Annotated in this window: 18 protein-coding genes and 1 tRNA gene; 14 read left to right on the top strand and 5 right to left on the bottom strand. The window is 55.1% G+C overall.

Going from position 1 to position 23,646, the window contains the following annotated elements; genetic code table 11:
• Window positions 1–38 precede the first annotated feature (38 nt).
• Complete coding sequence (locus KK925_RS01360) at window positions 39–1,193, top strand: glycosyltransferase family 4 protein (RefSeq protein WP_174581791.1); 1,155 nt, start codon at window positions 39–41, stop codon at window positions 1,191–1,193.
• A gap of 310 nt (window positions 1,194–1,503) precedes the next feature.
• On the opposite strand, the gene KK925_RS01355 is transcribed toward KK925_RS01360, so the two are convergent.
• A complete protein-coding gene (locus tag KK925_RS01355; RefSeq protein WP_174581790.1) occupies window positions 1,504–4,761 on the bottom strand; it encodes an efflux RND transporter permease subunit in 3,258 nt (1,085 codons plus the stop codon).
• Window positions 4,762–4,775: 14 nt separating this feature from the next.
• Window positions 4,776–6,194, bottom strand: a complete 1,419-nt coding sequence (locus KK925_RS01350; protein ID WP_174581789.1) for an efflux RND transporter periplasmic adaptor subunit — start codon at window positions 6,192–6,194, stop codon at window positions 4,776–4,778.
• 137 nt (window positions 6,195–6,331) lie between these two features.
• On the opposite strand from KK925_RS01350, the gene KK925_RS01345 reads away from it, so the two are divergent.
• From KK925_RS01345 to KK925_RS01315, 7 genes are all read left to right on the top strand, one after another.
• Window positions 6,332–6,655, top strand: coding sequence for a hypothetical protein (locus KK925_RS01345; protein ID WP_174581788.1), 324 nt, complete (start codon window positions 6,332–6,334; stop codon window positions 6,653–6,655).
• Window positions 6,652–7,134: a hypothetical protein gene (locus KK925_RS01340; protein WP_174581787.1), complete on the top strand. Its 483-nt coding sequence runs from the start codon at window positions 6,652–6,654 to the stop codon at window positions 7,132–7,134. The genes KK925_RS01345 and KK925_RS01340 overlap by 4 nt, the downstream gene beginning before the upstream one ends.
• A complete protein-coding gene (locus KK925_RS01335) occupies window positions 7,134–7,805 on the top strand; it encodes an RNA polymerase sigma factor (RefSeq protein ID WP_174581786.1) in 672 nt (223 codons plus the stop codon). Before KK925_RS01340 ends, KK925_RS01335 begins: the two co-directional genes overlap by 1 nt.
• A 361-nt stretch (window positions 7,806–8,166) precedes the next feature.
• Window positions 8,167–8,472, top strand: coding sequence for a DUF883 family protein (locus KK925_RS01330; RefSeq protein WP_174581785.1), 306 nt, complete (start codon window positions 8,167–8,169; stop codon window positions 8,470–8,472).
• A gap of 138 nt (window positions 8,473–8,610) precedes the next feature.
• The gene (locus KK925_RS01325) at window positions 8,611–8,916 is read left to right on the top strand and encodes a DUF883 family protein (RefSeq protein ID WP_174581784.1); all 306 of its coding nucleotides are present in this window, start codon (window positions 8,611–8,613) and stop codon (window positions 8,914–8,916) included.
• Window positions 8,916–9,323, top strand: a complete 408-nt coding sequence (locus KK925_RS01320; RefSeq protein WP_174581783.1) for a phage holin family protein — start codon at window positions 8,916–8,918, stop codon at window positions 9,321–9,323. Before KK925_RS01325 ends, KK925_RS01320 begins: the two co-directional genes overlap by 1 nt.
• Window positions 9,296–9,616, top strand: a complete 321-nt coding sequence (locus KK925_RS01315) for a hypothetical protein (protein WP_174581782.1) — start codon at window positions 9,296–9,298, stop codon at window positions 9,614–9,616. Before KK925_RS01320 ends, KK925_RS01315 begins: the two co-directional genes overlap by 28 nt.
• A 62-nt stretch (window positions 9,617–9,678) precedes the next feature.
• On the opposite strand, the gene cysC is transcribed toward KK925_RS01315, so the two are convergent.
• Window positions 9,679–11,586 (bottom strand): adenylyl-sulfate kinase, encoded by a 1,908-nt coding sequence (cysC, locus tag KK925_RS11220; RefSeq protein ID WP_268905618.1) that lies wholly within the window; start codon window positions 11,584–11,586, stop codon window positions 9,679–9,681.
• A gap of 54 nt (window positions 11,587–11,640) precedes the next feature.
• Window positions 11,641–12,444 (bottom strand): sulfate adenylyltransferase subunit CysD, encoded by an 804-nt coding sequence (gene cysD / locus KK925_RS01305; RefSeq protein WP_174581781.1) that lies wholly within the window; start codon window positions 12,442–12,444, stop codon window positions 11,641–11,643.
• Window positions 12,445–12,746: 302 nt separating this feature from the next.
• On the opposite strand from cysD, the gene KK925_RS01300 reads away from it, so the two are divergent.
• The 6 genes from KK925_RS01300 (at window position 12,747) to KK925_RS01275 (ending at window position 22,461) form a co-directional block, all read left to right on the top strand.
• Window positions 12,747–14,219 (top strand): menaquinone biosynthesis decarboxylase, encoded by a 1,473-nt coding sequence (locus KK925_RS01300; protein ID WP_174581780.1) that lies wholly within the window; start codon window positions 12,747–12,749, stop codon window positions 14,217–14,219.
• A 121-nt stretch (window positions 14,220–14,340) separates the two neighbouring features.
• Window positions 14,341–16,251, top strand: a complete 1,911-nt coding sequence (locus tag KK925_RS01295; RefSeq protein WP_174581779.1) for an ABC transporter ATP-binding protein — start codon at window positions 14,341–14,343, stop codon at window positions 16,249–16,251.
• Between the two features lie 35 nt (window positions 16,252–16,286).
• Window positions 16,287–17,477, top strand: coding sequence for an acetate/propionate family kinase (locus KK925_RS01290; RefSeq protein ID WP_174581778.1), 1,191 nt, complete (start codon window positions 16,287–16,289; stop codon window positions 17,475–17,477).
• Between the two features lie 241 nt (window positions 17,478–17,718).
• Window positions 17,719–20,073, top strand: coding sequence for a phosphoketolase family protein (locus tag KK925_RS01285; RefSeq protein ID WP_174581777.1), 2,355 nt, complete (start codon window positions 17,719–17,721; stop codon window positions 20,071–20,073).
• A gap of 208 nt (window positions 20,074–20,281) precedes the next feature.
• Window positions 20,282–21,535 (top strand): TonB-dependent receptor plug domain-containing protein, encoded by a 1,254-nt coding sequence (locus KK925_RS01280; protein WP_174581776.1) that lies wholly within the window; start codon window positions 20,282–20,284, stop codon window positions 21,533–21,535.
• Entirely contained in the window at window positions 21,511–22,461 is a 951-nt protein-coding gene (locus tag KK925_RS01275; RefSeq protein WP_174581775.1) for a TonB-dependent receptor, read from the top strand. Before KK925_RS01280 ends, KK925_RS01275 begins: the two co-directional genes overlap by 25 nt.
• Before the next feature lie 420 nt (window positions 22,462–22,881).
• Here the strand turns inward: KK925_RS01275 and KK925_RS01270 are convergent.
• A tRNA-Gly gene (locus tag KK925_RS01270) sits at window positions 22,882–22,952 on the bottom strand.
• Between the last annotated feature and the right edge of the window lie 694 nt (window positions 22,953–23,646).

The following is a 23,646-nucleotide window of genomic DNA, read 5'->3' as shown; positions in this document are numbered from 1 at the left end:
GGGTTACACCTTGGGTAAAGGAAAAAGAAAGGGGGCCGTTGCATAAAATTGTTCTCGTAACTCATGAGTTCCACCCCTTCTGCGGTGGAGTAGCGACCTATTGTGAGGAGCTTGCCCGGGCGTTTGCCCGGATGGGGCAGCCCATTGAAGTTTGGACGCTAGGACAGCCTCAAGAAGGACCTGGGGCTCTGCCAGTCCAGATTCGCCGTTTCGGTGGACGTCCCAGTTTAAGGATCCAAGATCTTGCCCGCTTGCTTTGGGGTGTGAAGACGGAAGCTCCCCGGAAGCCCGCGGAAACTCTTTGGATCCTCGCAAGCTACGGTGCTCAGCTCGTTTGGCTTTGGTCGCTCCGGCTGGGTTGGGTTCCACGAAACTCCCTTTGGATTCCGATTTTTCACGGGTCTGAGCTTTTGCGCTACCGCCGAAAGCCTCGATGGCATGCGCTCTGGCAACAGATCCCTCGCCCCGTTTCTGTAGGCGTCGTTTCTCGCTTCGTGAAGAATCTTTTTGAGGCGACGTTCCCGAAGCTATCGACTCCCAACCAAGTTCTCTGGGTCCCCGGAGCCCCCAGGCATGAGATGCGCAAGCTAGCGGAGTCGTCAGCCCTGTTCGAGATACCAGACGAGAACCCCTACGTTGTCTTAACCGTAGGTCGGCTTCATCCCCGTAAGGGCCACCTGGAAGTCGCCCAAGCCCTGGGTCGCCTTCCGCCAGTTCTCAAAGAAAAAACGACCTACCTTGTAGCTGGCCCTGCTCAACAAGATTCCTTGCGCTCCCTCCAAGCGTTGTGTCAGAAAACCTGTGTCAACTTTCACTACCTTGGGAAAGTTTCCCCGGAGGACCTCGCCACAATTTACCGGCGGTGTCAGGTTTTTGCGATGGCGAGTCGACAACTTGGCATGAGCGTCGAGGGATTGGGGCTCGTTTACCTGGAAGCGGGACTCTGGGGCAAACCGTCGGTCGGATATCGAACCGGAGGAGTAGAAGACGCGATCCTTCACGAACAAACCGGCCTTCTTGTTCCAGAAGGGAACGTGGAAAAGCTCGCCAACGCCTTGGAAAGACTGCTTAGCTCCCCGTCTCTCCGACAAAAGCTCGGAGCCCAGGCGCGAAAGCATGCCCTCCAGTTTTCCTGGGAAAAAACGGGCGAAGCGCTTCTCTGTGCTCTCCAGCCCAAACCGTCCCGCTTTTAAAGAGTTAATCCAAAGTTCCTGCGTTTTCCGTGCCACGGGTCCAAGCCCAATAGCCTTTCTTGCGCGTGCCAACCCAAGAGTGCGTTCCACGGTCACACGACTCCTTGGAATATTTGCCAAAGGAGCACTTGCGATTTCCAAGATCCCATGGGTCGTCAATATCCCCAAAGTCCCTGCATCCCTAACGGGGTCTCTCCAGGCAGCTTTTCTTAGGGGATCTCCGGGGAGCGCCGGCAAAGCTGCCTTGGTCCCTTCGAACCGGATGCAAAAACGCTAGCCACGGGGAACGTACTCCAGGGGAAAGGAATGCCTAGGTCTCCCCCTGACGGGAGGCTCTGACTGGAGCGACGACCAAAGCCGAAGGGGTACGGGAACGTACCGAGGGTCTTCGCCATATCCAGTAGAGGACAGGATAAACCAAAAGCTCAAGCACCGCAGAGGTGAGAACTCCCCCTACCATGGGAGCTGCTACTCGCTTCATCACATCTCCTCCAGTCTGTGTTTCCCAAAGGATCGGGAGTAAACCAAAAAGGATTGTGCAAACGGTCATAAGCTTCGGCCGGAGCCGGCCTGCCGCGCCTTCGAGTATCGCCTCTCGAAGATCGTCACTGCAACGCATCAGCCCTTTTTGGATGCGCATCCGGTAGGCTTCCTCAAGATATAAGAGCATGACCACTCCCGTTTCTGCGTCCAGTCCAGCCAACGCAATCAGTCCCACGGCTACAGCAACACTCAAGTTGAAGTGGAGGAAAAAAAGAAGCCAGAACGCCCCTACCAAAGAGAAAGGGACGGCCAAAAGGACCAGGCCTGATTCCACTAGAGAACCGGTATTGGTATACAGAAGGAAAAAAATAACAAAAATAACAATAGGAATGAGGAGGGAAAGCCGTTCCTTTGCGCGCTGGTAATATTCGAAGTTTCCCGACCACTGGACGTAATAACCCGGGGGAAAGGAGACGGTTTGTGCAATCCTCTGGGATGCCTTTTGGACATAACCTACTAGATCCGGATCCTCCGTGTCGACAAAAACAAAGTTTACAAGCTTTCCATTTTCGCTGCGGAGGGACGGTGGGCCTGACCGAAACTTGAGGCGTGCAAGGAGAGAGAGGTTGACGCGGTTCGTCCAGCCTCCTCCCTGTGCTCCCTCTTCCTGGCCCTCCATCCCATTTTTCGGGGGGAGCAAGGGTTTTGGCTGGCGAGTCGGAATCCAAAGTTCTCCGATCCGCTCGGGATAATCTCGGAAACTGCGGACCACTCGTACCGTCACAGGGTAACGCTCCCTGCCTAGCACCATGGTCGTGACGGGATTCCCTCCGAAGGCGTATTCGAGCGTTTTTTGCACGTCTTCCACGGAGAGGCCGAACCGTGCCAAGGCATCGCGATCCAACTCTACATCGAGGAATCTGCCGCCCGACAAACGCTCGGAATAAACGCTTCGGGTTTTTGGGAAGGCGGATAGGGTTTGTTCGATTTCCGTGCCAAGCCGGTCCAGAACACGCCAGTCATCGCCAAAGATTTTAATGCCGAGAACAGAACGCATGCCCGTGGTCAGCATTTGAAGGCGGGTCTGAATCGGCATCCAAAAAATATTGGCCATGCCCGGAAAGCGAAGTCTTTGGTCCATTTCCGCTAGGAGTTTGTTCCATGTCATACCTGGTCTCCACTGGCTTTTGGGCTTCAACGAAACAAGGGTCTCTACCATGGAGAGAGGAGCCGGATCGGTTGACGTCTCTGCCGCCCCTACTTTACCAAACACATGATCCACTTCAGGAAATGTTCGGAGGATTTCATCCTGGATCTGGAGAATTCGCGTGGCTTCTGGCAACGCAATCCCCGGAATCCCCGTAGGCATGTACAGAAGGGTACCCTCATCTAGCGGAGGCATGAACTCCGCTCCTAAGTGGGTAATAGGAAAGTACGCAGAAGCCAAAATGGAGGCAGCCATTCCCAACGTTGCCCATGGATGTGCAAGAACCCAACGAACGATTGGTAGGTAGAGCCGTTGCGACACCGTCGAGATCGGGTTTTGCGTTTCCGGGCGAATCCTGCCACGAATGAGCGCCTGCATGAGTACCGGAACCAAGGTTACCGAGAGAAGAGAGGCAAAGAGCATCGAAAAGGTCTTGGTAAGAGCGAGCGGCCGGAAGAGACGACCCTCTTGAGCCTCTAGACCTAAAATGGGGAGAAACGACACGGTCAGCACCAACAGGGAAAAGAAAAGAGGCCGGCCGACGCGTTGGGCCGCTATGAGAATGGCTTCTTTTCGCTTTGCCTCCGTAAGGCCCCCGGTACCCTCGGCCTCTCTTTCGATCTCCTTGTGAGCTGCCTCGACCATGACGATGCCGGCGTCCACCATCGCACCAATGGCAATGGCAATGCCACCTAACGACATGATGTTGGCGTTAAGATCGAAGAAAGAAAAAGGGAGAAAGGATAGAACGATGGCCGCGGGAAGAAAAAGGATGACTACCAGAGCGCTGCGAAAGTGCCAGAGAAAAAGCGCGCACACACCAACGACAATAACGCTTTCCTCCACAAGCTTGCGGCTGAGCGTGTGGATGGCCCGCTGAATGAGCTCAGAGCGATCGTACACTGGGACAAGTTTGACCCCGGACGGAAAAGACGGTTCTAATTCACGGATTTTTTTTCGCACCCCATCAATGACCCGTAACGCATTCTCTCCCTGGCGCATGATGATAATTCCACCCACGCACTCGCCTTTGCCGTCGAGCTCTGCCGCGCCGCGCCGGGGAGCGGGTCCCAAGGTCAGGTACCCTAAATCCTCTACCCGGACGGGAACCCCATTGGGAGTCACTTTGACTACCGTTTTTCCCATATCCCGCAAGGACCGAAAGTACCCGCGACCTCGAAGGATTTGCTCTGTGGTATTGACCTCGAAGGTCCCTCCCCCCACATCCCGATTACCGTTTTGAATCGCCTCTACCACTTCCAGAAGCGAAACCCCATAGACGGAAAGCTTTTTGGGATCCAGCTGAACCTGGTATTCGATCACGTAGCCACCCACCGAGGCGACCTCTGCGACTCCCGGGACTGAATTGAGAGCAAAGCGCAAGGTCCAGTCCTGGAACGAGCGCAGTTCCGCAAGAGTATGACGCCCCGTCTCATCGACCAAAGCGTACTCAAACACCCATCCCACACTGGTTGCATCCGGTCCTAGACGAGGCTGGACCCCGGGGGGCAAATTTCCTAATAGACCGGCGAGGTACTCAAGCACCCGGCTTCGCGCCCAGTAGAGATCAGTTCCATCCTCAAAAATCACGTAGACAAAGGATTTTCCAAAGGTGGACTCTCCCCTCACCCAGCGCACTCGTGGTGCACCAATGAGTCGCGTGGAAATGGGATAGGTAACTTGGTCTTCTACCAGGTCTGGGCTTCGCCCAGGCCACTCGGTATAGATAATGACCTGAACATCGGAAAGATCCGGGATCGCGTCCACAGGAACCCGGAGCATCGCAAACGCACCGAGCCCAAGCAAAAGCAAGGTACCCAAAACGACGAGAACGGGGTTCCGAACCGAGCTTTTGATCCACGTTTCCGGATTCACCATTCCCTCAAGTCGGATTAGTGACGGTGCATCGGCATGCCAGGCATGCCGCGCATCTGACCGGAACGATCCTCCGGAGGACGAGACTCTGGTTCCCCTTTTTTTTCCTTTTCTCCAGAAAGTTCCCAACTCCGAAGGACTCCTTGCACCTGGGCTTCCGCATCCACGAGATAATTGGCCGAAACGACGACCTGTTCCCCGGGCTCAAGTTGTCCTTTGCGAACCAGGTAAAAATCCTCAAAAGGTCCCTCTACCTCAATGGCCTTGGGTTCTAGGTGCCCTCCGCCACGGTCGACAAAGACAAAGAATTTGTCCCCCGTCGGGACGACCGCACTGGCAGGAACAGCCAGTGCTGTCCCATAATCGAATTGTCCATGGGCTTCGGCATACATTCCGGGACGAAGCCGGTGGCCGGGATTGGAAAGAACAAAACGAACTCGAAAATCCCGCGTCTCTTCGGGCAAGTGGGGATAGATAAAGTCAAGTCTAGCTTTCCTTGATTCGCCCGGTAATGCCGGGAAAGTCAACGTGAACGATTCCCCCGGCCGCAGCCAACGCCCTTGATCTTCAGGAAACTGAGCCTCGACCCAAACCCTTGAAAGATCAGCAATTCGCAAAAGCGTTTGGCCCGCCTCAAATCGTTGACCCTCCACTACGCGCTTCTCATGGATGTGCCCGGTAACCGGAGCCTTAAGATCAAACGTCGGCCGGAATCCATGGCCGGTCTGAAGGTCGATTTCTGAAATCGCCCACGCTTTCTTTTCCAGTTCTCGAAGATCCTCTTCCGAAAGATCCCACACGCGTATCTGGTTGCGTACCCTTTCAAACGCTTGCTCCAAAAGGACAGGATTATTCATCGGAAAAAGGACGCTTCTCCGCCAGGCGCGATAGGCGCGAACGTAACGAACCTGAGCGTCCACCCAACCTTCCGCAAGGATGGTGGCCAAAATCTCCCCTTTTTTCACAAATTGTCCTACGTAGTTGGCGTAGAGCTTGAGAACGTATCCGGGTGCGGCCTTTACGTTAATATCATAAAGAAGCGGTTCGGCTACCGTGACCAAACCTGGAGCCGAAAGAACGCGATGCAAGTGTCGACGCACAACCGGGGCGAATCGCACGCCAATGACTTGAAGTCGTTCCGGAGAAATCCACACCGTGCCCGCCACTTCTTTGGGAACGGACGAAGATTCTTTAGAGGAAGGACGGCTCGCCGATGGCGCCATTGACGTAAAAACGGGGACGAGGTCCATTCCACAAATCGGGCACTTGCCCGGCTTCGGGGAACGAACACTTGGATGCATGGTACAGGTGTAGTAGCTGGGCTGGGCGTCCGAAGTAGACTCAGAGCTAGCCCTGGCTATAGGGGCAATGACAAGGAGTGTCAGGCAAAGAAATCGTCCATCCCAGAGTCTCAGCCCCTTCTTGGGTCGCCTCATAAGGTTGGAGTGTTTTTTTATTTAAAACCCGTTTGGTCCTTTTTCCCTCGGGGTTTTGTTACCGGCCCAGCACAGAAGTTTCTTTTTTTGATTTTCCGACGAGGGATAAGCAAAGGAGCTGGGTTATACTGGTAACGATGGGAGCAAAACGCCCTGACCCCTCTCCCGTCTCTTCCTTGCTCCGCCAGTGGCGCAGCGAGCCAGAGATTGCCGATCAGGTGTTTCGGGAGGGTGTCTGGAGAAAGATTGCGCTTAGGGAACTTGAAAGTGTCAAGCCACTGAGCTCCCTGCGACTCTCCCTAGCCAGCGTATCCGTTGGGATTTTGCTTGCAACCATGATAGGCTTGGCCCTGGGAGAACTTACAGCAAACCAATTGCGGAAACGCGAGCTTTCGCAAAGCCTGGAGCAGTACCTTACTGCGGTAGATCCCTATCGGCTGGCGGAGTTATCCAAACCATGATGGTGCGCAAAGTTGCTTTATGCATTTTTCTCGGGGTGGCATTGGGATTTCTAGCCGGATTTGTAGACGGGCAGAAGCGACCGGCTTCCAAAGGCCTTCCATTGGAGACTCCGGAGCTTCTTTGGATAAGCCATGAGTTTCCTCTCCAACCGGGTCAACGAGAGAAAATTGTGGCGATTCATCGAAAATACTGTGCTGGTTGTCAGACGCGTTGCCAGCGTATCTGTCTCCTTCATCGAAGGATTCGGGAGGCCATGGAGCAGCCCGTCCTGGAAAAGGACAAACTGGAAGCCCTTTTGGATGAGGAAGCTAAACTCCGAAGAGAGTGCTGTGGGGAGATGCTTTCCTACTTTGCGGCCGTTGGCCAGGAGCTTGGCCCCGAACATGGGCGTCGCTATCTTGCTTGGGTTCTTCCTCGGACCTTGGCTGGCTTGGGTCCTGGGGGAGGAAGAGTAAAAGAACCGACCCAAACACGCTAATGAATCTCTCTGAACGAGCCCTCGCTAGACCGCACGACCCTCTGGTTTCCCTTCATTTTGTACCCTCCAAGCAAGCCCTTGGGAAAACTGACCTTGACTGGGCCTGTATGGCGCGACTAGCGCAAGGGGACAAACGAGCTTTGGACGAGCTCATGTCACGGTGGCAACGCCCGGTCTTTGGGTTTCTCCTCCGGCTGGTCGGTAACCAAGAGGATGCCTTAGACCTTGCACAAGAAACCTTTGTTCGTCTTTATCGGGCAAGGCAAACGTACCGACCCTCCGCCCCGTTTTCCACTTACCTCTTTTCGATCGCCGCGAATCTTGCCCGGAATTTTTTACGGTGGAAACGCCGGCACAAATCTTATGTCTGTCCCGGTAAGGAACCTAACATGGGTTCCTCCAGCGTTGAGGAGATCATAGACGAAACGCCTTCGCCCCGGGAACAACTCCACCATAACGAACGGGAGAAGGCCATTCGCGACGCCGTGCTAGCACTCCCCCCGGCAATGCGCGTTGTTCTGGTCCTTTTTGAATACGAGGATCTTTCCTACCAACAGATCGCGCAGATTCTTGGGATGAGTACCAAGGGAGTGGAGTGTCGCCTGTATCGGGCACGACACATTTTGAAACGAAAACTTCGTACTTTCCTTGAGGAAAAAGAAGGATCCTAGCCCCTTGGGATCGGTTTGGATGAGGGGGATGCCATCACAGATGGGTTATCCGCCACAAATCTCGTCACATCCGGCGGGTAACCCCGTCATGGGAAAAGGAAAAAGAACCTTTCTTTCCACAGGCTCCACAAGCCATCTGGCTCCCGGCAGGTCTTGCTTGTCCTTTCCCTTAGCTGGTGCCATGTGACGCGCGTTCCCCGGAGGTCAACCTCACTCCCGATAGCGGGGGCGACAAAACAGATTAGCTTGCAGAGAGGAAAGATGGGGTAACCAAAAACCCAAAAAAGCATGCGAGGAAAGTTTTGTGAGCAAACCAAAGCTATGGTAGGATCCCTAATAACGGAAATGAAAGGAGGGTTTCATGGATGGTGCGGTCAATCGTGAGAAACTCTTTTCCGATCTTCGGGCTCTTGTCGAGGACGCAAGGTCTCTTGTGAAAGCCTCCACGGAGGAAGTGAAGGAAAAGACTCGGGATGCGTGGGACCGCATGCGGCAAGGGGCCGAAAAGATTCGGGAATACTGGTCCGGGGCCGAAGAGACTTTGACACAGAAAACCCTGGAAACAGCTAAGCAAACCGATAAGACCATTCGAGAACGACCCTATGAATCGCTCGTAGTAGCCTTTCTGGCTGGACTGCTGCTGGGCATTGTTGTCGCTCGAAAATAACCCCTACAGGAAGCCCTTTTGGGAAAAGAAAAGGCTTGACCGAAAGCAAGCAAACGCAAAAGACTTCTCGGTCATCCTCAGGATCAGCCCAGGCAGGAGTCCTCGAGAGAGACCTTTCGTTTGAAGAGAGGGGGTTTTATGGATCCTTCCATTCATAAGGAGAAGCTTGCGCAGGATCTGCGGGAGCTCATCCGAGACGCAGAGGACCTGTTACGGCTCACCGCCAACGAAGTGGGTGACGCTGCCCGGGATTTGCGGGAGCGCCTGTCTTCCAAGATCTCAGAGTTACGAGGGGATCTAGGGCAGGTAGAAGATACGCTACGGGAACGTGCCGCAGCGGGTGCACGCGAGACCGATCGGCTCATTCGGGAGCATCCGTACGAGTCGGTTGCCGTCGCTTTTGTGGTCGGCTTCCTTTTGGGCGTGGTTGCGGGTCGGAGGTAATGGGCCAAGCTGCCTCAGGTCCTCGTGAGCCCACCGGAACCGGCCGATCGGTGTGTTCTCTTCTTTTTGAGCTTCTGCGTTGTCGGTTGGAACTTTGGTCTCTTGAGCTTCATGAACATCTTCTTGAGTTCTTTCTATTGGTCCTTTTGGGGTTTGCGTGCGTTTTTGTGCTTTTGCTAGGGCTCATGATTCTCACGGTCGCGTTTGTTTTCCTTGTGTGGCGCGACCCTGGCACGCGGCTCTTGGGTCTCTTTTCCATCGGGCTCGTCTATTGTTTGCTGGGCGTGGCCATCGGCGTTAGCGCCCGCTCGGTTTGGAGGCGGATTCGCTTTCGGCTTCCCTTCTCTGAAGTCCTTGGTGAGCTGGAAAAGGACCGACAATGGTTGGAGACTCTTTTCAAGAAATAGAAGCTCGCAAGAAGCGCTTGATCGCCGAAAGCGAAGCCCTGCGCAAGGCGCTGGAAGACAAGTTGCGCCCCTGGAAAGCCTATCTTTCAACCGTTGATCGCTGGGGAAGATGGGCTTCGAACAATAAAGAGCTTTTGGCCTTTCTTTCGGGCTTGGCTACCATCGGGTGGTTCAAGCGGATTCGACCCATCCGAAGGCTTCTCAGGTCGTTGGAGTGGGGCCACAAAATCTGGTGGCTGTACCGTGGGTTTTCACTTTTGCGAAGTTTTTTTGCCCGCCAGGCAGGAAAGTAACTCCCTTTCCCATGAGAGGTTAATCACCCAGAGGTACTCAAAAGGGAAAAGCCCGTGGCCTCCTAGATTCCTGATCCTGGCTCCTGGCTCATCCAAAAGCCAAGCGGGGAGGATAGCTCCACGGCGAGTTGCAAAAGCTTTTCCAAGCACTCTTCTCGTGTCTCTTTGTGCGTTTCAAGGACAAGCTGGGGGTTCTGCGGGGGTTCATAAGGGGCGTCGATTCCGGTAAATCCCGTAATTTCGCCGCTGCGTGCCTTCTGATACAACCCCTTAGGATCTCGCTCCTCACAAATTTCCAGAGGAGAGGACAGATAGATTTCGGCAAATGGGATCCCGGCTGATTCGCAGATTTCTCGGGCCTTATTGCGATCGACGCGATACGGAGAGATGAAGGCCGTCACCACCACAAGCCCCGCCTCGGCCATGAGCCGGGCAACCTCGGCCGCACGCCGGATATTTTCCGCTCGATCCTTTCGGGAAAAACCCAGATCGCAACACAGGCCGTGACGCAAGTCGTCCCCATCCAAAACAAAGGCAGCGATACCCCGCTGGAATAAAGCCTGTTCAAGAGCCAAAGCCAGGGTGGACTTGCCGGATCCGCTTAGCCCGGTCATCCAAAGGACAGCTCCACGATGGCCGAAGTGACGAACCCGAGTCTCCTGATCGACCCCATCCCCCGTCCAAGAAATGTAGGAACTTTCCACGGATTCCCGGGGAATCGAGGGATACTGCGCCCCAAAGATCACCCCTCCACCGGCGATCCGTTGTCCATCAAAAAGGACAAATCGCCCCGTTTCCCAAATATGGTCGGCGTTGTCAAATGCCAGGGGTCGTTTGGTACGAAGGGTCACCTCGGCGACCTCATCCCGGTAAATTTCCAGTCGTGGACCAACCGTTTCCTCCAAGCTTGAGGAGTCCCACACCCGGTGGATAGTAACCAGCGACGCTTCTACGGCTTGGCAAGCTAAGCGAAGTTCCACCTTTCTTTGGATGCGCAAAGGAGACGAACCCAGCCAAAAGATCCGCGCCGGGAATTGCTTGGCTTCAATCGGCCCTTTTCCGGGATGGGCGGCTAGCTGGCCTCGCTCCACATAGATCGGGTCTTTCAGCGTAATAGCCGTAGACTTTCCCGCCACCGTCCGTTGTGGAGCAATTGTGGCTCCCCACTCCTCAATGGATGCAACGGTGGCTCGCTTGCGATCAGGCCAAAAAACCAGTTCATCTCCCACCGTCAAAACGCCGGATTCCACCCGTCCCACAATCACACGCCGGTCTTGGAGCCGGTAGACATCCTGGACATTGAAACGCAGGGGCAGGTTCTCCCTCCCTTCCGGGTGGGGTAATTGATCGAGCGCTTGAAGGAGAGTCGGGCCCACATACCATGACATCTGAGAACTGGGGCAAGAAATATTGTGACCCTGCTTGGCACTCACCGGAATGACCATCCAAGGCTCTCGCTCGAATCTCTGAAAAAGACCCAAAATCTCCCTTTCCCTTTCATGGAAGGCCTCCTGGGCAAATCCAACAAGATCCATCTTGTTCACGGCAACGAGGACCTGGTGCACCCCCAGCAGCTGTAACAGGCAAACGTGGCGGCGTGTCTGTTCCCCAATTCCAAAGGAGACATCCACCACGAGCACAGCGGCTTGAGCACGAGCCGCCCCGGTCACCATGTTTTTGAGAAACTCCCGGTGACCTGGCGCATCAATAATGAGATAGCGCCGCTTGCCGCTTCGAAAGGGAATCTGGGTGGTTTCAATGGTGACGTTTTGCGCTTGTTCTTCCAGGAAGGAATCCAGAAGGAAAGCGTATTCAAACTCTACCCCTTCGGCTTCCGAAGCTCGGCGAGCCGCCTCCATCCTTGCGTCAGGGATCGCCCCGCATTCCCAAAGGAGCCTGCCGATCAACGTGGACTTTCCATGGTCCACATGACCGACAAACACCAGCGACAAGGGTTCAGTTTCCCACACCCGTTTCCTCCTCAGATTCCCTTTGTTGGGGTTGGCCCTGGGACCGGTTCCTCTTTAGAGGAACCCTTTGGCCCGAAGTTTCTGCATTGCATTGCGCTCGTAGTGGTCCTGAGCGCGACCGGCACGTTCCGGAACGCGCGTTTGGATGAGCTCCTCAATAATATCATCGACGGTGGTGGCGGTGCTCGGAACAGGATGGGTAATGGGGGCACATCCCAGGGAGCGGAATCGTTTCCCCTCCCTGGCAAAATAGAGCTTTGGAATAGGAATTTTCTCGCGCTTGATGTACAGCCAGACATCCAGTTCCGTCCAGTCAAGGAGAGGTTGTACCCGAACATGCTCCCCAGGGGCCAACGAAAAGGCAAACTGGTTCCAAAACTCAGGGGGTTGATCCTTGTAATCCCATTCAAAATCCGGGTTGCGAGGCGAAAAGTAGCGTTCCTTCGCCCGGGTGGGATCCTCGTCCCTGCGAATTCCCGTAATGAGGGCATCCCACCGGTAGTTTGCCATCGCCTGCTGGAGAGCAACGGTTTTCAGTTCATGGGTGACAGTCACGGGGTCGTGGGTTTCATATCCGACCCCCCGAGCGCGTGCCTCCTCATTGACGACCACAATCAGTTGGAATCCGTAGTAACGCTGTGCCCATTCCCGGAATTCAATCATCTCGGGAAACTCATACGTTGTGTCGATATGGATCACGGGAAAGGGAATCCGGCCACAAAAGGCCTTCATCGCCAGCCAAAGGAGGGTGTTGGAATCCTTGCCCATCGACCAGGGCATCGCAGGATTGCGAAAAGCGTGGTAGGCCTCACGAAGGATATAGATGCTTTGTGACTCGAGCCGGTCCAAATGGGTCATTTTCCTATAGAGTGGGTAGATTAGCCTTTTTGGCAAGTCTCGATATCGACCGTTCCCTGGACTTCTTTGGAGATCCTGGAGTCCTCCCCCGGAAAGCACGGGGGCAAAAAAGAAGCCTTTCTTTCCGTGTGACGGTCGCGCAAAGACCAAGGGCTTGTGTCTCGCGTCACCGGTTCCCAAGAGCGCCGAGAAACCTGGATCCCAAAAAGTGCGTATCGAGGCCCGTCGGAAGGTGGAAGAGCCTCCCTTTGCGTGGTATTTCTACTCACTGGCTCCGTTTGAGAAAAGAAGGACTCCCGTTTATGCCCTACGACGGTCTTGCCCAGTTTGTCCGCCGGCTGGAAGAAGAAAAGGAACTTGTCCGCATTACAGAGCCGGTCCGAACGGAGCTCGAAGTAACCGCCCTGGCCGATCGGGAAATGAAGACTCCAGGAGGCGGAAAGGCGCTCCTATTGGAAAGGCCGGTTCTCCCTTCCGGGCAAATGAGTCGTTTTCCCCTCCTGGTTAATGCCTTCGGGTCATGGCGGCGGATGGCTCTTGCGCTTGGGTGCGACAACCTGGAAGAGCTTGTCCAACGCATCCGCGCTCTTCTTACTCTTAAGCCACCGGCAACGATGGGCGAAGTCTGGCAGACCCTCCAAAAGGGATTGGAATTGTGGTCAGCCCGATCGTATTCTGTGAATCGAGCCCCTTGTCAGGAACTCGTTTCGGAGTTGCAGCCGGGTTCCTTGACTCTTGAAGATCTCCCGATCCTCAAATGCTGGCCGGAGGATGCCGGACCTTTTCTTACGCTTCCTCAAGTCTTTACCCGCGATCCTCTGTCAGGTTCCCGCAATGTGGGGATGTATCGCATGCAAGTCTACGACGGGAAAACCTGTGCGCTTCACTGGCAGCTGCACAAGGTGGGTGCCCGGCAATGGGAAACCTACAAGAAACTCGGGCAGCCCATGCCTGTAGCCGTGTGCTTGGGAGGCGATCCTGTGCTTACCTTCGCAGCAACCGCTCCCCTCCCTGATGGGATCGATGAGGTCCAGTTTGCTGGGTTTCTTAGAAAAAAAGCAATCCCAATGGTCAAATGTCGAACCATCGAGCTGGAAGTCCCGGCGGAGGCCGACATCGTGCTAGAAGGGTACGTGGACCCGAGCGAGCCGCTCCGGATGGAGGGACCGTTTGGCGATCATACCGGTTTCTATAGCCCGCCGGAACCCTACCCGGTATTCCACCTGTGCTGTCTTACCTGCCGAAAGGATGCGGTGTATCCCGCCACCATCGTGGGGATCCCACCTATGGAAGATTTTTACTTGGGAGGTGCTTCCGTCCGGTTATTTCTTCCCATCTTACAGGCAACCCTTCCGGAACTTGTGGATCTAGCGCTTCCTGCAGAGGGGGTGTTTCACAACCTGGTGTTTGCCAGTATTCGCAAGCGGTATCCCTACCAAGCCTACAAGGTGATGTACGCGCTTTGGGGAATGGGACAAATGATGTTCTCTAAGATCCTCGTCGTGGTCGATCAAGACGTAAACGTCCACGACACCTCAAGCGTTCTTTTTCACCTGGGTGCCAATATCGATCCGCAGCGCGATACGATCTTTGTCAAAGCACCGGCCGACGCCCTGGATCATGCTCCCAGCTTACCCAACGTGGGCTCCCACATGGGGATCGATGCGACCCGAAAGTTGCCAGGGGAAGGCTACTCCCGCCCGTGGCCACGAAAGGCTGAGTTACCCTCTTCGTTGCGGGAGGAAGTCTACCGCCGGTTTCCTCGGGCGTGGTAGAAGAAGGCAGAGAATTCCGGGAGACTACCCCGTTCATTGACAAAGACTCGGCTCCCTCCCTAGGCTACCGAAAAGTGGAGTATCAGGCGCATCGATCGAGGCTCCCAGAGGCAAAACCCACATGCACCACTTGGCCGAACTTTTCGCTTTCTACTGGCCCTATCTCCGGCGGTACTGGACGCGGGTGGCTCTTGGGATCTTTTTAGGCATTCTCTTTGGACTAACCAATGCAGGATTTGTGTGGGCCACCAAGGAACTTTTTGGGCGATTTTCTCCTCCTGGCCCCGTCGCACAACGCACCGTCCTCCAAGGGACGCTCAATGTCCCCACGGCAAAGTTACGGCAAACAGCGGAGCGACTGTTGGACCGGTGGCTACCGGGAGCTGGGCGCCCTCTGGACTGGCGAAGGGCTTTTGGGGGTCTCCTCCTTATCCCCGGGCTTGCTCTGTTGCGAAGCCTGGCTAGCTACGGGAGCAGCTACTGCATGGCCTGGGTGAGCGCGCACTTTACGAGAGACCTGCGAACGGAAGTTTTGGATAAGCTTCAAAGCCTTTCGTTGGACTTTTTCCATCGTTCGACGGTCGGTGATCTCAATAAGCGAATCATTGAGGATACCGAGCTTTTGTACTGGTCGATCGGCTCGGTGTTTTCCGATCTCATTAAAGAACCGGTAAGCATCGTTGCCATTTTGCTTGCTTCCTGGTGGATTGACTGGCGGCTGACCCTTTTTGCCCTTCTCTTTTTTCCCCTGTGCACACTCCCGATTGGAGTTCTCGGACGAAAAACGCGGCGGGCGGTCAGGGGAGCGATTGAGGCCTCCGTGACACAAAGCAACGTTCTTATCCAGGCACTGGAAGGAATGCGGGTGGTGAAAGCTTTTGGCCTGGAGAGGGAAAATAGCCGGCGGTTTCGGATTGCAGCTCAAGAATTGGTTCGTCATACCGTGAAACGATCCCAATCGGAGGCCCTCGTGAACCCGATTGTGGAACTGATCTCAGGCGTAGTTCTTGGACTTTTTGTTCTCTTCGTTGGATGGACTCATGTCCCCATCCCAGATGCCATGGGGGTTCTCACCGGTGTACTTCTGCTGTTCTTTGCTCCGGTCCGGCGTCTGGGACGAGTTCACCTTATCTTGGAACGGGGCTACGTCAGTGCCTGTCGCCTTCGCTCGCTTTTTGCGGAAAGCTCAACCATTCAAGAAAAGCCCGGTGCCCGCTCCCTTTCCGGCTTTTCGCGTCAAATTGAGTTTCGGGACGTCTGGTTTGGATACAATGGAAAACCGGTTCTCCAAGGGGTTTCCTTTGTGGTGCCTCGAGGCAAAAAAATAGGAATCGCAGGCGAGAGCGGAGCCGGAAAAAGCACACTCATCAATCTTCTTTTGCGGTTTTATGATCCCTCCCATGGAGCGATCCTTATCGATGGGCACGACCTTCGGGATCTAAAACTAGAAGATTTGCGCAGGCTTTTTGCCTTTGTTAGCCAGGAAACAGTCCTTTTCGATGTCACTGTGGCAGAAAACATCGGCTTTGGGAAACCTGGCGCTACCCTAGAAGAGATTGAGGAAGCGGCGCGTCGGGCCCAAGCAGAAGAGTTTATCCTAAAACTGCCTGCTGGTTACCAGACCCGGGTCGGAGAGAGAGGAGTCAATCTCTCCGGAGGAGAAAGACAGAGGCTTGCCATTGCACGAGCGTTCCTTCGCGATGCCCCTATACTTCTTCTCGACGAAGCGACAGCCAACCTGGACTCGCAAACCGAGGCCGAGCTTCAGCGTGTGCTCGAAGAGAAGTACCAGAGCAAAACGATCATGATGATTGCCCACCGACTTTCAACCCTGGCTGGATGCGACGAAATTTTGGTGCTTTCGGAAGGAAAAATCGTGGAGCGTGGGAGTTTTCAGAACCTTCTGAGCCAAAAGGGCCTTTTTGCTAGCATGGCTCGGAAGCAGGGACTGCAACCGGTTCCACGAGATGCGGAGCTGGAAAACCCTGGAGCTATGATAAGGGGGAGACCTTTTGGCTGCGGAGCAAGCTAGGGGGAGCCAGCGCCCAAGAGTGCCCTTGGAAAAGCATGAAAGGCTCCAAAGTTCTTCTCGCCCTAAATTATGGGTCCTCCTCTCTTAAGTTTGCCTTTTTTCATGCTGCCCCTTCCCTGGCGCCCATCGCCCGGGGCAAGATCGAACGAATCGGGCAAGATCCCACGGTTTGGTCTTTTGCCCAAGAGGCCAAAACGGAAAGAAAAAGCCTAGGACGCCTAAGTCCCCGGGAAGTTATTTCCTATTTCCTTCAATGGCTGGCAGGGGATCCGCTGCGTTGCGAGCTGGCAGCCGCAGGTCACCGCGTGGTTTACGGAAGCCCTTCCTTCGCGGAGGTCCAGGTGGTAGAGCCGTGGGTTTTCGAAGAATTGAGACGCCTCGCCCCGTTAGACCCGGAGCACTTGCCCGGCGAACTGAGACTGATCAAGGAGATGAGTCGGCATTTCCCCCATCTTGTCCAACTTCTCTGTTTCGATACCGCTTTTCATTCCAACCTTCCTCCGGTGGCTCGACTCCTTCCCTTACCCAGGCGACTCCTTGCCCATGGCGTGCGCCGGTATGGGTTTCATGGGCTTTCCTACCAGTTTCTCATGGAAGAGCTGGAACGAGTGGCCGGCCCAACCCAAGCCAGGGGACGCGTCATCCTTGCCCATCTGGGAAGCGGAGCCAGCTTGGCCGCCGTACGAAACGGGCAATGCCAGGACACAACAATGGGATTTAGCCCGGCCTCCGGCCTCCCCATGGGAACCCGCAGCGGGGACGTAGACCCAGGCCTGGTTTGGTTTTTGCAAAGCCGCCTAGGCCAAACACCCAAAGAAGTCTATCGAATGTTGGTAGAGGAATCTGGCCTTCTGGGAGTATCCGAGCGAAGCAGCGACTTTCAGGAACTTTTGCAATGGGAAAAGGAAGACGTGCGGTCGGCGGAAGCCATCGCCCTTTTTTGTTATCACGTCCGCAAAGCCATTGGAGCGCTTGTAGCGGCACTGGGCGGCCTAGACGTTCTGGTCTTTTCCGGAGGGATTGGTGCTTACTGTGCCGAAGCCCGGGCTCGATGCTGTGAAGGTCTCCAATGTTTGGGCGTGCGCCTTGATCCACAGCGCAACGAACGCGGGGATGGCTGCATATCGTCTCCCGAGAGTCAAGTAAGCGTGTGGGCCATTCCAACGGATGAAGAGCAAATGATTGCGCGATCCCTGTGGCGGGTATTTTTCGAAGGGAAGTCTTAGCCGTCCTCATAAAAACTGTTTTTGGAATCCTTCCTCCACCTCCTTCTCCCTGGCCTTGCAAGGGGGCACGCCGATCGTTTTTGCCGGAAAAAACCTGGAAGAGCTTTAGCGGCAGGTCCTTGGGGAGGAACATGGGAGGCAAGCTAGCCTGGGTGGGGAATCAACCCAGATCCTTTTTCTTGCGCCTTTCCAAACCCAAGGCCTACTCTTTGGCTAGGGCCAGAGCGATCGATTCGGAACGATGAAAAGCCTAGCCGAAGACGAACTTGCGCGGATGGATGCCTACTGGCGAGCGGCCAACTATCTTTGTGTCGGCCAGCTCTATCTTTGGGATAATCCTTTGCTAAAAGAGCCCTTGCAGCCTTCCCATATCAAACCGCGTTTGCTCGGTCATTGGGGAACGACTCCGGGGCTTACTTTCATCTACGTGCACCTAAATCGGCTCATTCGCAGCTTTGACGCAAAGATTCTCCTAGTGGTTGGCCCTGGACACGGCGCTCCGGCTCTTGTGGCCAATGCCTATTTGGAAGGGACGTATAGCGAGTTGTATCCCCAAGTCTCGCAGGATGAGGAGGGCATGCGGCGGCTTTTTCGACAGTTCTCCTTTCCAGGGGGCATTTCGAGCCACGCCGGGCCTGAGACACCGGGATCGATCCACGAGGGAGGGGAACTTGGGTATAGCTTGGCTCACGCGTATGGCGCAGCTTTGGACAACCCGGAACTTTTCGTAGTCTGTGTGGTTGGGGATGGGGAAGCCGAAACCGGGCCGCTTGCGGCAAGTTGGCACTCCAATAAGTTCCTCAACCCCCAGACTGACGGGGCGGTGCTGCCCATCCTACACCTCAACGGCTATAAGATTGCTAACCCTACCGTTTTGGCTCGGATCCCTAAAGAGGAGCTTTTGTCCCTGTTCCGGGGCTATGGCTATGACCCAGTCCTGGTCGAGGGAGAAGATCCGCGGGAAGTTCACCCATCCTTTGCCACAGCGCTCGAGAAAGCTTTCCTGCAGATCCAAGAAATCCAAGCCGAAGCCAGAACCGGTGGCTCTGTCCACCGGCGACCGAGCTGGCCCATGATTATTCTTCAAACCCCCAAGGGTTGGACTGGCCCAAAAGAGTGGGAGGGAAAAGCCATCGAAGGGACCTGGAGGAGCCATCAGATCCCACTGGCCGACGTGCGGAGCAATCCGAAACAGTTAGCCGTATTGGAAAAGTGGCTCCGAAGCTACCGACCAGAGGAGCTTTTTGACTCCCGTGGAACGCTGCGTGCGGAGCTTCGCGAACTGGCTCCTCAAGGAGACCGGAGGATCAGTGCTAACCCGTATGCCAACGGGGGAAAAGAACGATGCCCGTTGCGTTTGCCTGACCCACAACTTTACTCGGTCAGTTTCCCTTTGGCGGGAAAGGTGCGGGCTGAAGGAACTCGGGCTTTGGGGAAATATCTTACGGAGGTGATCCGAGCCAACCCCACCAATTTCCGGCTTTTTGGACCCGATGAGACCGCTTCCAATCGCCTCGACGCCGTCTTTGACGCGACAGCGCGCGTTTTTTTAGGAGAGATCCTTCCCACCGACGAAGCGATCGCTCCCCAGGGGCGGGTGATGGAAATTTTAAGTGAACATCTCTGCCAAGGGTGGCTGGAAGGGTATGTTTTAACCGGTCGTCATGGTCTTTTTGCGTCGTACGAAGCTTTTATCCATGTTGTCGACTCGATGTTCAACCAGCATGCCAAGTGGGTGGAAGCTGCTAGTCGGGTCCCCTGGAGACATCCGATTCCTTCGCTCAACTACCTTTTAAGTTCCCACGTTTGGCGCCAGGAACACAATGGCTTTACCCATCAGGATCCCGGGTTTCTGGATATTGTCGTCAATAAAAAAGCCCACGTGGTGCGGGTCTATCTCCCGCCGGATGCCAATTGTCTTCTGTGGGTAATGGATCACTGCCTGCGCACGCGCAATTACGTCAATGTGATCGTGGCTGGGAAGCAACCAGAACTCCAATGGCTTTCCAGCGAGGAAGCAGCGAAACACTGTGCTCGAGGGGTTGGCATCTGGAGCTGGGCCAGTAACGACCATGAGCACGAACCCGATGTCGTTCTTGTGGGCGCAGGGGATGTGCCTACTTTGGAAGTTCTAGCAGCCACGGCGATTCTGCGAGAACATCTTCCCGAGCTACGGGTCCGCGTGGTCAATGTGGTCGATCTTTTGGCACTTCAACCCCCCTCAGAACATCCCCATGGGCTCTCGGATCACGATTTCGATGCCCTTTTTACCAAAGACCGACCGATTGTTTTTGCGTTCCACGGATATCCATGGCTGATCCATCGGCTGACGTACCGTCGTACCAACCACAAAAACCTCCACGTTCGAGGATACAAGGAGGAGGGAGCTACAACCACTCCCTTTGATATGGTGGTTCGAAACGAGCTCGACCGTTTTCATCTTGTCAATGATGTCCTGGATCGCCTTCCCGAGCTCGGCGCCCGGGGGGCTTACCTCAAACAATGGGTTCGGGACAAGCTCTGGGAGCATCATCGCTACATCCGAACCTATGGGGAAGATCTGCCAGAGGTACGCGATTGGACGTGGCCCTTTTAGGATAACGCCTCGAAAGCTCCCCAGAGGCGGCCCTAGGTTCAAGAACCCGCACCCACTGGAAGGTCACTTGTGACCCACGCGCAGGAGCGCTTTTCCCGGAGAAAAACCTGCGTCGTATTCCCCGATACGATGGGTGCGATGTCAAGGGAGGATCAGTTTTTTAAAATTCACGATTGCCGTCGAACGCCCTGTTTACCAGACATATGTCATGCTAACCCACCATTGTGGGGACCGTGGTCTTCTTTTCGGCTCGCTTGTGTTTCTTTGTGTTGGTGTCATTACGGTACCGGGCGGTGTCGCTAGCGAAGATAAACAGCTGCAGGGACCTCAACGGCCAACGGCACCCAGTATCACTCACCTTCCGGAAGTTCGGGTGACGGCAAAACTCCGTCCCATGCCTCTCCCTGAGCCTGACGAAGCCACACGACAGCTAGGAAAAACTCCCGGAGCCGTGAACCGGGTGGAAGCAAAACAATATAGGGAGGCAAAAACCAGTAACCTGCGAGACGCTCTCGACTACCAACCAGGCATATGGGTGCAATCCCGTCACGGCCTCATTGAAACGCACATTTCCATTCGCGGTTCGGGCATTCAGTTCCCGGGAGCTGGGGATGAACGAGGCATTTGGGTATGGCAGGACGGGGTGTCCCTCACGCGTGCCGACGGAGTTTTTTCACCCTTTCTTTTCGATCCCTTGTTTAAAAAGGAGCTCCTGGTCTGGCGGGGAGCCAGCGCCTCCGATGATGCAGCCAGCGCGTTAGGCGGAGCCATCGTTGCCCGTAGCTATACGGGTTACGACTCACCCGTGCTACAAGCAAGAACGGAAGCAGGAAGCTTTGGCTATGTGCGAGCTCTTCTTAGCTCCGGATGGGTCGATGGCCCCTGGGATGGCTATACCGCTGTGAGCCACTTCTCGGAAAATGGCTTTCGGCAACACGCCAGCGGGAATTCCGAACGGGTCTTCTCGAATCTAGGTTGGGAAGCTACCCCAGACATTCAAACGCGATGGATCTATGAATGGACGCAGGGTTTTAGCCTTTTACCCATGACGGTCACGCGCCAGCAAGCCCTCGAGGACCCTCAAGCAGCCGCTCCTTTTGCCTTGCAAAATAATACGCGCCGAGCCTACACGTTCCATCTTCTTGGATGGGACTCTAGCTGGCTATGTTCACCCGACGCACGGCTCGATTTTTCCGCCTACTGGATGTACTCAGATATTTCCTCCTTTGTCGTCATTCTCTTTAACGAGCTGGCGAACGACTTCGGAGGCAGGATCCAATACACTTGCAATATCCCCCTTTGGAATCGTCCCAACGAATGTACCCTGGGCTTTTACCCCCAGTTTGATCTTCTCAGGAATAACCAGTTTCGCAATGTAGCCGGGCTACCTGGACGCTTGCTCTCCTCTCGCGATGCCGAAGCAGCCAACCTTATTTTTTGGCAAAGGATACCTACTGGCTAGTCGACTCCCTGGCCATTGTACCAACACTTCTCTGGGTGATGGCACCCCGGCAAAGCCAGCGAGATTTCCCCAACGAGCGCAAAGACAAGAGAACCTACGAAGCCTTTCTTCCAAAGATTGGAGTGCTTGTTCAACTCTCGGGAGAAAACCAGCTCTATGCCAACCTGAGTCGAAGTTTCGAGGCGCCGAGCTTCGTCGATCTCTTCCCTTTTGGGCCGACCTTTTCGCCCTCTTCACCTGAGTTACGTCCCCTTTCCGCACAGAAAGCGACCACATTGGAAGTAGGAAGCCGGGGCACGTGCGGCGCACTGGGTTGGGACGTAGCATTCTACCACAGCTGGGTCACGCAAGAACTTCTCACCTTGCTTAACCCTCAGGGCACCGTTCCGGTTACGCGCAACGCCGACCGTACGCGGCACCTTGGTGTGGAAGTAGGAAATTCGATCGTGCTCGCCAAAGGGTTGGTTCACCGACCGCAAGACGGCAAACCCTTGCCTTGCTCTCCCGATCAGGACCGCATTCTTTTGCGCCAGTCTTATCTCTGGAGCGACTTTTTCTTCGACCATGATCCCCAATTGGGAAACCTTTCCCTCGGAGGCGTTCCTGAACATTTCTACCGTGCCCAGCTTTTGTACGAGCACCCTTGCGGGTTTTACGCGGGTCCCAACGTTGAATGGGTTCCCCAGCGGTATCCCGCAGACCACGCAAACACCTTGTTTAGCCCGGGATACACCATCATGGGTTTTGATTTGGGATGGCACTCCCTCAAAAACGGCTGGTCCTTTTTTCTCTCCGCCCGAAACCTTTCAGACGAAAAGTACATTGCCCTGGTCCGGCCCACGGCTGACGCAAGAGGCAAAGACGCCTCTGTCTTCCTGCCGGGCGAGGGGAGGGCAGTCTACGGGGGCATCCAATGGAGCTGGTAACGCTTCGGACTCCAGCTGCGTTCCGCAAGCCTTCCCAAAGCTGCTTGAGAACCCCTCCACCGATACATCCCCCCGTGGGTCGCACAGGAATATGCTCCACTTGCAGAGCTCCCTGTGTCGGTTCTCAGAAGGCTTGTGGCACAAAACGCTAGCCGAACATGAAAAGAGAAAGGGAAAGTCAAAAACACCATCTGGCTCGACATTCGATGAAAAGCTCGCACTCGGTCTGGGCGGAGAAAAACTTGCGATCTAGCGATCGCTGAAGACACAGGCGCAACTTCTTTTTCCATGGGATTTTATCCCAGATCATGGCCACAGTGCAAGAAAACCCATGCTCCGGGCTACTCGGAGCTACCCATTCCCACGATTCCCAGGAGAGTCACGAGAAAGCAAAAGCCGCTTGTTGATCTTTCGGACCAGAGCGGGTGAAGGGAATCGAACCCTCGCATGCAGCTTGGAAGGCTGCCGTTCTACCACTGAACTACACCCGCACTTTTTTTTGTAAGCCAGTTACCCAATACCCCTGGACCCACCAGCCGTCAAGGGCTCCCTACGCTCCCGCTGCCAACTGTCCCAGCAACAATTTTTTAGAGAAAGGTAAGGCTGTCCCCCTCTCTTTGTTACGAACGGTTGCACTCCCGGCAAACCTGCCAAAGCCAGGCTAGCCCACCGTAAGACAGGATCGGACGAGGAGTCTTTCCGCTGGAAACTTAAGCTTTTTTCAATAACCCGGCCGCACTACCCATCTTTCCTTTAGCAGGTCCCGATCCACTCGACAATAGAGTAGCCCCACAACACGCGCTTTTTGCCTCAGCAGGGCTTTGGCTAGCGAAGAAGAGCGTTCTAACGGCCACACCGGTTGTTTTTTCCGCAGGATGACGCCTGTGTCCGCAGTTGCGTCCCGCCTAAAGAAAACCCTTTGGGGTTTTGAACATGCTTCCCCAAGCTTGCGCCGGAAGGTTGGAGCACCCGCATCTGCGGGATTGGCAGCATCAAGGAACCGGTCCGCGCCCAAAGTGGAATTTTCAGAGTCGTGGCAACCTTGGACGGAGCCCACATGCGATTGCTGGCAGCCAATGTAAGGGGTGACATTTTCCTCCACCGCACGATGGGGTCTATTTCCCTCCTCTCAAAGTGCGGCGTTTGGGAGTAGCCCGGGGATGGACTTTGCGTTCGCAAGCAAAA

Source organism: Candidatus Methylacidithermus pantelleriae (assembly GCF_905250085.1).
In the GTDB taxonomy this organism is placed as follows: domain Bacteria; phylum Verrucomicrobiota; class Verrucomicrobiia; order Methylacidiphilales; family Methylacidiphilaceae; genus Methylacidithermus; species Methylacidithermus pantelleriae.
Note: the sequence above shows the minus strand (reverse complement) of the source record. Positions and strands in the feature narration are given on the sequence as shown.